General features: G+C 68.5%; 5 protein-coding genes and 2 pseudogenes. 2 read left to right on the top strand and 5 right to left on the bottom strand.

The features are described 5' to 3' along the window. Window positions 1-851 precede the first annotated feature (851 nt). A complete protein-coding gene (locus ACFU6I_RS46470; RefSeq protein WP_384380036.1) occupies window positions 852-4,715 on the bottom strand; it encodes a hypothetical protein in 3,864 nt (1,287 codons plus the stop codon). Window positions 4,716-4,960: 245 nt separating this feature from the next. After that, window positions 4,961-5,323 carry a CU044_2847 family protein gene (locus tag ACFU6I_RS46465; RefSeq protein WP_384380033.1) on the bottom strand — a complete coding sequence of 121 codons (363 nt, stop codon included), beginning with the start codon at window positions 5,321-5,323 and terminating at the stop codon, window positions 4,961-4,963. 175 nt (window positions 5,324-5,498) lie between these two features. Here ACFU6I_RS46465 and ACFU6I_RS46460 point away from each other — a divergent pair, with 175 nt between their 5' ends. Continuing rightward, the gene (locus ACFU6I_RS46460) at window positions 5,499-5,876 is read left to right on the top strand and encodes a hypothetical protein (RefSeq protein WP_086831186.1); all 378 of its coding nucleotides are present in this window, start codon (window positions 5,499-5,501) and stop codon (window positions 5,874-5,876) included. Between the two features lie 71 nt (window positions 5,877-5,947). Here the strand turns inward: ACFU6I_RS46460 and ACFU6I_RS46455 are convergent. The 3 genes and pseudogenes from ACFU6I_RS46455 to ACFU6I_RS46445 all read right to left on the bottom strand — a co-directional run. Continuing rightward, window positions 5,948-6,172, bottom strand: a pseudogene (locus tag ACFU6I_RS46455) (IS630 family transposase); the annotation flags it as partial. Between the two features lie 90 nt (window positions 6,173-6,262). Further along, a complete protein-coding gene (locus ACFU6I_RS46450) occupies window positions 6,263-6,799 on the bottom strand; it encodes an NUDIX domain-containing protein (RefSeq protein ID WP_384380039.1) in 537 nt (178 codons plus the stop codon). A gap of 18 nt (window positions 6,800-6,817) precedes the next feature. Continuing rightward, a pseudogene (locus ACFU6I_RS46445) lies at window positions 6,818-7,201 on the bottom strand (hypothetical protein); the annotation flags it as partial. Window positions 7,202-7,801: 600 nt separating this feature from the next. On the opposite strand from ACFU6I_RS46445, the gene ACFU6I_RS46440 reads away from it, so the two are divergent. Continuing rightward, on the top strand, window positions 7,802-8,938 hold the full coding sequence (locus ACFU6I_RS46440; RefSeq protein WP_384380030.1) for an MFS transporter: 1,137 nt from the start codon (window positions 7,802-7,804) through the stop codon (window positions 8,936-8,938). Window positions 8,939-9,308: the final 370 nt, after the last annotated feature.

The raw sequence follows: 9,308 nt of genomic DNA, 5'->3' as shown, positions 1-9,308 counted from the left end.
GGGGCGGGGGGGGGCCCCCGGTGTGGCGGGGTTCTGCCCGGCCGTGGTCGGGGGGGGGGGGGTGTACGCGGCTGACCCCCCCCCCCCGACCCAGACCTTCGGGAAGGGCGGGAGGTTGTGCGGGTTTCGGGTGTGGCGTCCCTCACATAGGGCGTGGGGGCGGGTGTCGTGTTCGTACGAGTACGCCACGGGCCGCCGTATCAGGGCTTCGAATACCCGCCGTGCGGGGCGGTCCCCTGTCAGTAAGTGTCGGGGCCGCCATGTGCAGAGGCATTGGAAAGGCGGTCCCACGCAACGTGCGATCGGAGCGCGGGACCGCCAAGCCCCGCTGTCCTGTCGAGCCGGGCAATGGGACCGTACGGATGCTGTGCCGGAGCCCGCACTCCCAGTGGCGCAGCAGAGTGACGGAGGCACGCACCTGGGTGCAGCTCGTCACGTCCGATGTGGCATGGCATCGGCCAGGTGGGAGTTCGCTGCCGACTAGCCCTTCCGACCCCGTCGAGATCGGAGTCGCGCTCTCCCCCACGCTGCGCCAGCCGTCCGGAAGCAGATCCGGAGCCGGTGCGAAGCCCCTGGCCTCACGCCTGATTTCCGCCGCAGCCCGATCGGTGACTGCGAGCCATGCCAGTTGACGGCGGCTTCACCTCAGCGACGGCGGGGCGTCGTGTGCGCCACAGCCGTCGTCCTCGGCAGTCCCTGGCCCCCTGCCGTCCGGCTCCGGCTCGTGGCCGTCGAGGTGGTCCTTGGGCGGGATAGGCAGGGCCCTGTACCAACGTGCCTGATCGTCGCCTCAGGCCCCGCCCACAGCCGGGAGCCCATGCCTCGCCTGGTGGCGACACGTAGAGGAAAGATCAGCATGCACGCTCAGAACGCCGGGTGAACACTGCTACATCTCTGCTCATCCCCACAACGAGATACCCCTGCGCAGTGATGGCGACAGCTCGAGCGCCTGTCGCGGCTATGAGACCCAGGAGTTCGCAGGTGCGCAAGTTCCACACGCGTACTGTCTCGTCATCGCCGGTGGTCACGGCCACAGGCACGCCGTCGAGGGCGGTGCATGCCACGGCAGACACCGTGCCGGTGTGTCCGGTCATGGGCGCGCCGAGTGGGGTGCCGGTGGCCAGGTCCCACACCCGAACTGTCCGGTCATAGCTGCCGGTTACGGCGACGGGTATGCCGTCCAGGACGGTGCACGCCGCCGCCCGCAGCGTGCTGGTGTGTCCGGTTAGGCGAGCGAGTGGGGTGCCGGTGGCCAGGTCCCACACTTGCGCTTCGTAGCCACTGCCGTTGGTCACGCCGACGGGCCTGCCATTGAGGCTGGTGCACGCCAATGCGGGAGCCCAGCCGGGGTGTGCGATTGCTGGTCGGGCGAGACGGGTGCCCGTGGCCAGGTCCCACACCCGCACTGCGCAGAGTCCGGCGGTGGTCACGCCCACGGGCCTGCCGTCCAGGTCAGCACACGCCACCGCCTCCACACTGTGGGTGGGTTCGACTGTGGGTTGAGGGAGTGGAGTGCCTGTGGCCAGGTCCCACACCCGCACCGTGTAGTCGCCGCCGGTCACGGCGACGGGCCTGCCGTCCAGGACCGTGCACGTCACCGCCCCCACCCGTCCGGTGTGTCCGGTCATGGGCGCGCCGAGTGGGGTGCCGGTGGCCAGGTCCCACACCCGCACCGTCCGGTCGCCGGCGCCGGTTACGGCGACGGGTACGTCGGCGAGGCTCGTGCACGCTACTGCGGACACGGTGCTGGTGTGACCGGTTATAGGTTCGGGGAGTGTGGCGCCGATGGCTAGGTCCCACACCCGCACCGTCCCGTCGTCGCCGCCGGTTACGGCGACGGGCCTGCCGTCCAGGACGGTGCACGCCACCGCCCCCACCGGTCCGGTGTGTCCGGTCATGGGCGCGCCGAGTGGGGTGCCGGTGGCCAGGTCCCACACCCGCACCGTCCAGTCGTCGCCGCCGGTCACGGCGACGGGCCTGCCGTCCAGAAAAGTGCACGCCACCGCCCGCACAGCGTTGGTGTGTCCGGTCAGTTGGGCGAGTGGGGTGCCAGTGGCAAGGTCCCACACCGACACCGTCCCTGAGCCTCCGGTAGTCACGGCGACGGGAGTGCCGTTGACGCTTGTGCATGCCACCGCGACAACCCGGCCGGGGTGTTGTCCCATCATCGGCGGACCGAGTGCTGTGCCGGTGGCCAGGTCCCACACTCGCACCGCCACGTCGCCGCCGGTCACCGCGACGGGCCTGCCGCCGAGAACGGTACACGCCACCGCGTGTACCCAACCGGTGCGTCCGGTCAGGTGACCGAGTGCTGTGCCGGTGGCCAGGTCCCACACTCGCACTATCGCGCCGCTGGTCACCATGGCGACGGATCTGCCGTCGAGGTTAGTGCACGCCGCTGCGTCCACCCAGCCGGTGCTCACTGTCAGTTGGCGGAGTGGGGTGCCGGTGGCCAGGTCCCACACCCGCATCGTTCCGTCGCCGCCGCCGGTGGTCACGGCGACGGGCCTGCCGCCCAGGACGGTGCACGCCACGGAGTGGATCCGCTCGGAGTGTCCGGTCATGGGTGGGCCGAGTGGAGTGCCGGTGGCCAGGTCCCACATCCGCACCGCTCCGTCGTCGCCACCGGCGGTCACGGCGACGGGCCTGCCGCCCAGGAGGGTGCACGCCACCGCGGACACCCGGGCGGTGTGACCTGTCAGTGTGTCGCACAGCGCCGGAGAGAAGTCGGCTCCTGTGGCCCACCGGGGAACCCAACTGCCCTCCGGAATGCGGTAGGTCAGCTGTTGCTGCAAGGAGGCGGCACCTGCGCGTGCTGCGTCGAGGGCGAGGACCTGGCGGCGCAAGGCTGGAGTGGCCGTCGTATGGAGATGGATGGACGCGCGGTAGACCGCTGCGGCCAGCCGGGCGGTCTCGGTCTCAGTGCGCCGGAGGTGCGGGACGAGAGTGCGGGGCGTGGCGTGGACGAGGTACTCGGCGTCGGAGGTCAGGGAGTCGAGTTGTCCCCCGGCGGCTGCATGATCAGCGAGGTGGTCGCGCGTGTAGGTGTCGGAGCCGGCCCAGTCCCGCTCTCCGTCGCGTACGGGCACGGCGTCCATGAGCGCGGCCGAGATGGCCGCCTCGGGTGCGTGAAGGACACGCTCACACTCGTCTCGCAGGTGCTGATCGAGGGCGTTGTGGTAGAGCCGATAGGTGCGCGGTCCAGAGTCCTCGTTGACCCGTTCTACGAGGTAGTGCGCCGCGCTGTGGAAGATTTTCTCCAGATCGCGGGCTGTGTGGCCGACGCCGGAGCCGAGCGCGTCCGCCATGGACAGCCAGGCGTTGCTGCGAGGAAGGCCGTCGCCTCGGGCGTAGGCGAGAGCGGTGAGCAGGCGCCGGACGGTCTCGGTGTCGGGACGGCAGGTGTCGAGGTAGGCGTCCATTGCCTGGCCGACTGTTTCGGGTAGTTCGTCCTCCCAGTCGGGGTCGCCCGGGCCGGTCGGCGGTGCACTCGGGTGGGTCAGCCACCTGGCGGTGAGCTGGGCAATCAGGAAGTTGTAGCGGGCCTTGCGTGCCACGGCCTCGCCGGTGGCACGCAGTTGGTCCGGCGTGTACGCGCGGTACCGGTCCGAGCCTGCCTTCGTACTGGCCAGGCGGCGTATGACGTACTCAGCAATGTCGGGGCGGTGCAGGTACCGGCTGTCTTCGAGGTCGATGCGGGGGGCGCTGCGGCCGAAGTTGCTTAGGATCCGTGCCCGGCTGGTACCGGCGGGGGCGGTGCGCACTGCGGCCAGTACTCGGAACCGGCCAGTGTTGGCCAATTGCCGCAGCAGGGTCGCGATCTGCCGGGCCTCTTCCAGGCTGGCAGCCTCTTCCACCGCGTCGGCCAGCACGCAGAACCGCTCGCCGGGCGGGAACTCGCCTACTTCGGCTAGCAGTTCGGCAGGCTCCCCTGCCGCGACGCCGAGCACACCGGCCAGCTGGGTTGTTACTTCCCTGTGGGTGCGCCCTCTCAAGTGGAGGGCGATGTCAAAGGCGCCAGTTGGCGGGCGCGGACCGGATGTGGGCACGGTCGGGGCGAGCTGCGGGTCGGCCGAGACCAGCGCGTGTGCCAGGAGTGCCGATTTGCCGCTGCCCGGGCCACCCGTCACGAGCAGGATCGGGTGCTCTGCGAGGGCCCGTCCCTCCAGCCATTCGCGGATGACTCGGCGGGCCTCGGTGCGGCCGGTGAAGAACCACTCGCCGGTGTCCGAATCGATCTCGGAACCGCGCGCCCGGGGGCGCCAGTGTGTGCGGTAGCTCGTGTCCAGGTCCAGTCGCCAGCCGCAATTGCGCCGCACCTCGGGCCAGAGCGTCCGTAGGTACGACATGGGCAGCATGTGCCCGGCGCGGTGATCGTCGCGCATCACGACGATACCGACCACGGCCTCCCTGGTGTGGTCGAAGACGGGCGCGCCGGAGAAACCCATCTCGATCGGCCAGCCAGTCGAGCTTTCCGCGTCCAGCTGTACCCACGGCCCCATCGGTCCGCTGGCCCCGCGCAGCACACCCGTCGCCTGCCGCGCAGCCGGATCACCATGAGGGAAACCGTGGACGGAGAATCGGTGACCGCTCAGCGCGGGGGGACATGCCAGCGGAGCGGGAGTGCAGTCGACGGGCGACTCCAGTTCCAGCAGTGCTGCGTCGCCGGAGGCGTCCGTTGCGATCGGCACCCAGCCCACGAGTGTGCCCCGCATCCGCTTTCCCGCAGTTCCGGGCTTACCGGCGAAGGGGAATTCGACCTCGACCTCCTCGGCATACGCTGCCGGGTCAGGGCCAGGCTCTGGAAGCGGTCGGCCGAGCTGCTTCTCCAGGACATGGGCGCAGGTCACCACATGACGGGGCCCGACGAGTGCGCCGGCTCCCGCGGCACTCTCACTGTGCGGGTGCGGAAACCGGACCAGCCACGGCGGACGTTCCGCGCGCTGGCTTGCCAAGCCCGTCATAGGGCCGAGGCCGGGCCCGTCGTTGTCCCGGCCGTGTTCCGCCACACCACCTTGACGTTCAGATGAGCATTGGTTCCCGCCGACACCAACGTCGCGCCGAACTTCCCGTCGACTGCCACCCCGAAGGTCACCTCCACCTCCTCGGGCGGCGGGTCTATCGCGCGCAGCTGGGCCAACGCCCCCTCGGCAGCGGACCGCACGCCCGCCAGGGCGCCCTGCCAGGTATCCGCCGCCACCCGGGCGATCCGGTCCCCGGCACCGGCCCGGACAAGTCCCGTCCCGCCTTCGTCGGCAGCCCCGTCGGGAATATCAACGTAGACGCGTCCGTCCTGACCGGCCGCGAACTCCACTACCGTCACGCGCGTGCACCTCCGTGGTCCAAGTCTCAGTCTTCCATCTGGCCGCTGTCCAAAGGGCGTTGATGAGCCAACGAGGTCAAAACCGTCTGACCAGTGCTGTGACCGGGAAGGTTCACCGTGATCGGAAGGCGGCTCGTGGGTCGAGCGCACGCGATACTGCTGGTATTACTGGGGCATGCAGGAAGAGACCGCACGCTCCGCGATCGACACGTTCATCTCCGCGTTCAACGCCTCGGACGACAGCTATGTGACTGCCCTGCTCTCCCAGGCCCTGACCTCAGACGTGGTCTTCTGGGGGCCGTTGGGTCGCAGCGAAGGAATCGGGGCGGTCGAGCGGTTCGTGCTGGACATCCGACGCCACCCGGCGGGGACCGGCACGATGGTGCGCTGCTCAGCGGTGGACATGCCTGACGAATGGGCCCGGTACCAGTGGGTCTTCACCACGCCTGATGGAGGCCCCCGCCTGGCGGGAACGGATGTCGTCCATCTGCGACGGAGCCTCATCGACCAGGTCATCGTCTTCGCGGGGGAGATCGAGCCGTTCGCCTCGTGAGTCGTCCTTCTGTCGCCGTCCTTCTCCTGAACTTGCCCCGTCGGCGTTCGGGGGCTGCTGTTCGCGGTTGGTCAGGCCGCGGTGTTGAGGGGGCGTCCGCCCCAGCGGATGCCCTTTTCGCTGCGGGTGCGGGCGCGTTCCTTGCGTTGGGCGGCGAGTACGTCGGGGTGGCGGGCGTTGGTGTTGCGCCAGCGCAGGTAGCGGTGCAGTGCCTGGGTTTGCGCAGGGTGGCTGCGGTGGTGGGAGTTGGCCAGGGTGAACTGCCGCAGCGGGCCGAAGTGGGCCTCGAGTCGGTTGCGCCTCCGGGCGTCCAGCAATCGATCGGTTGTTGGACGCCCCGGTTCCCCGGTCCCGTCGAAGGTCGGGGGTGACAAGCGAGGAGGCGATCAGATGATTCCCCGCCCCACAGCGGCAAAGTAGTGACTCAGAGTGTCATGGGTATCCGGAGTGAACGGGTTCTCCCGCATAGACCGGAGGAGCTCGGACTCCGACAGCCAGCCGTGCCACATCACTTCGTCCGGATCAGGATTCGGATTGTCGAACAGGACAACCTCGTGAACGGCGAGCCAATGGGGGCTGAGCCCGCTGCGGTTCAGAAACTTCACGATGAAGCGGACCGGTGCGCGAACGCCCAGTTCCTCGGCCAGTTCACGCGCTGCGGCTTCCTCATAGGACTCGCCCGCCACAACGGCACCGCCGGACGCTACCTCGTAGTGCCCCGGGAACCGGGCGACGTGCTCGGAACGCCGTTGCACGAGGATCCGGCCTTCCCGATCCCGGCACATCGTCACGGCGATCCGATGCAGCCAGCCATGGCGAACGGCCTCGCTCCGGCCGACCACCGCCAAGACATGGTCCTGCTCGTCAACACGCTCGACCATCTCATCCACGAGCCCCACAAATGGCTGCCGCGGCACGACCATAGAGGCGGATGGCTGCTGCCGATCGAGCTTCTCCAAGACTCGGTCCCGGAGAAGCTCATACTCCTCACGGAGCCTGCGCCACTCGTTCACGGGCGGGCGGGGAATGACGATGCCGCCAGTGACAATCTCCTCCGGCCCGAACTGCTCGCGGGTGAGATCGACCTCAATGCCCATGCCCAGGCGGTTCCACCAGTGATAGTCCACACGCTCTCCGTTGACATGGACCTCCCCGCGGAGCAGCTCGCCTCCCAGCAGGTCGTTGAGCATCATGGCGGTTACCCCGCACTGGTCCCGAGCTGGGTTGTCCTGGGTCCAGCGTGATCGGAACTCAGGCGTGCAAGTCTCGGCACTCCAGCTGCTGCGAACGGCTCGTTCAATGTCGGAAAGAAGCAACGGCGTCATGCCCGTGATCCTGCCTGCAAGCACTGACAACGGCCGGACGCTCAGTCTTCTGGCTTCGTCCACGAGAACGGACAGCGCTTCGGGAGGCGTTCGGCCGTCTCCGCCTGGTGAGATGTCCTGATCGGGGCAGGTGGCCAGGCGACGGGTCCGAGCTCAGTCATACCGGCCAGCCAATCAGCAGGCTTCGGCAGCGATCAAGAGTCCCGGACCGATCAACCCATCGGCCCGGGCCCCACCCCCGCCAACGGGGCGGGAGCGATGCTGGCCGACATCGCAGCAGGAGCAGTCAGCGCTAAGGGCTTCGGGGAGGTCACCGGCGCGGAATTACCCAAGCCGGCATGGAGGCCGCGTCCTGTTAACCTTCCCGGATGTTCATCGTGATGTTCATCTGACGGTCCTGGGTCTCTCCCGTCCAGGTTCTGATCCGTTGAGGGTGCGCTCTGTCCTGCCCTCCGGACCTCGATAGCCGTCAGATTCTTGGCGGCCTCGCGTTCAGCGTCGGTCGCACATCATCGGAGCTTCTTCGTGCTCGCAGTACTTCTCCTTCCTGGCGCTCTTCGCGCCTTCCTCCCCGCCCTGATCGGCCGGTCCGCCCTCGCGATGGGCGGCCTTGCTCTCCTCCTCGCCGTCCAGGACAGCACAGGTTCGTACACGCAGGCCGGTTTCGCAACAGCGGTGTTCGGCATCGCCAACGTCCTCGCCGCCCCCTGGCGTGCCCGGGCCGTCGATCGATTCGGTCAACGGATCGCGCTCACCACGATGGCCTCGGGCCAGGCCTCCGGGTTCATCGCTCTCGCGCTCATCACGGAGGCCGAGAGTGTCGCGGATATCTGGTTCCTCGTTCTCAGTGCGGTGGTCGGCCTGACAGCGCCACCCCTGGGGGCGGCGATGCGAATGGTCTGGGCATCGCTCACAACAGCCGGTGACCAGCGAACAAAGGCATTCAGTATCGACGCGGTTTGCGAAGAGCTCCTCTTCGTCGGTGGTCCTGTCCTTATCACTGCGGTCATCGTGGCCAGTTCTCCCAGCATCGGGCTCTGGGTGACCGCGGCAGCGGTTTCCCTCGGCACTGCAGCGATGACGTCCAGTGCGTCATCGGGGGCGCTGCGCGGGACGGGAGGGAGCGGCGCGCAAGGTGATCGCCCACTGCGACAGCCAGGTTTCGCAAGGGTATTGGTCGTCCTGCTGGGCGTCGGTGGTGTATTGGGCGTCGCGGAGATCGCAGCGCCAGCCACCGCTGCTCAACGTGATGCTGTCGCAGCTTCGGGCTGGCTCCTGGCGGCCTTTGCCGGCGGAAGTGCTCTCGGGGGTTTCCTCTATGGGCAACTGAACCTCAAGTCGGGAATCGGTAAGAGGCTGTTCGCCCTGTGCGTCAGCATGGGGCTTGCCGCGGTGTTTGTGTCCCAGCTGGACACACTCGGTCTCTTCGCCGCAGGCCTCGCCCTCATCGGCCTCTTCCTCGCCCCGTCCCTCATCACCGGATACCTCATCGCCGACACCATCGTTCCGGACGCCAGCCGGACAGAAGCGTCGACATGGATCAACACCTCCGTAAACCTCGGCGCATCGCTGGCATCCGCCGCGGCAGGACTCGTCATCGACAGGTCCGGCGCCTGGCTCGCCCTCTTGCTCATGGGCGCGATCGCTCTCGCGCTCGCCTCCGCTGTGCCATTCACACGGCTGCGCAAGATCGAGTCGCCTGCGGACCACGCTCCCGACCGTTGCGAGCAAGGCTGATCAGCAGCCCCCGACCTCCCGAGCGGTCAGGGCGTTGGTGCTGGCGTGCGGTGCTCCGTAGAAGCCCGGACAGGGTGGTCGACCATGGGGTCGGCGGATCGGTGGCCCCAACCACGGTGGGGACTGGCTTGACAGTGAAGGGCCCCGGCGGCCGGTGTCTCTCACGGGCGGAACAGCGGCGGAGCCCTGTGCGGCGAGTGGTGGCAGCGGGGGCGATGACGAGGTCGTGGACACAGATGTCAGCAAGGACGCGATCTGCAAGTGCGTACCGGAGCTGATGGGCGGCGACCGAGTCGCGCCGCTCGAGTACGAACTCGTGATCCAGCGGCCCTGAACGAGGATGGCTCGGACCGGCTGTGGTCCGCCGGTC

The organism is Streptomyces sp. NPDC057486 (assembly GCF_042802415.1).
GTDB lineage: Bacteria > Actinomycetota > Actinomycetes > Streptomycetales > Streptomycetaceae > Streptomyces > Streptomyces yanii.
The sequence above is the reverse complement of the archived record's forward strand: the minus strand, read 5'-3'. Positions and strand labels throughout refer to the sequence as shown.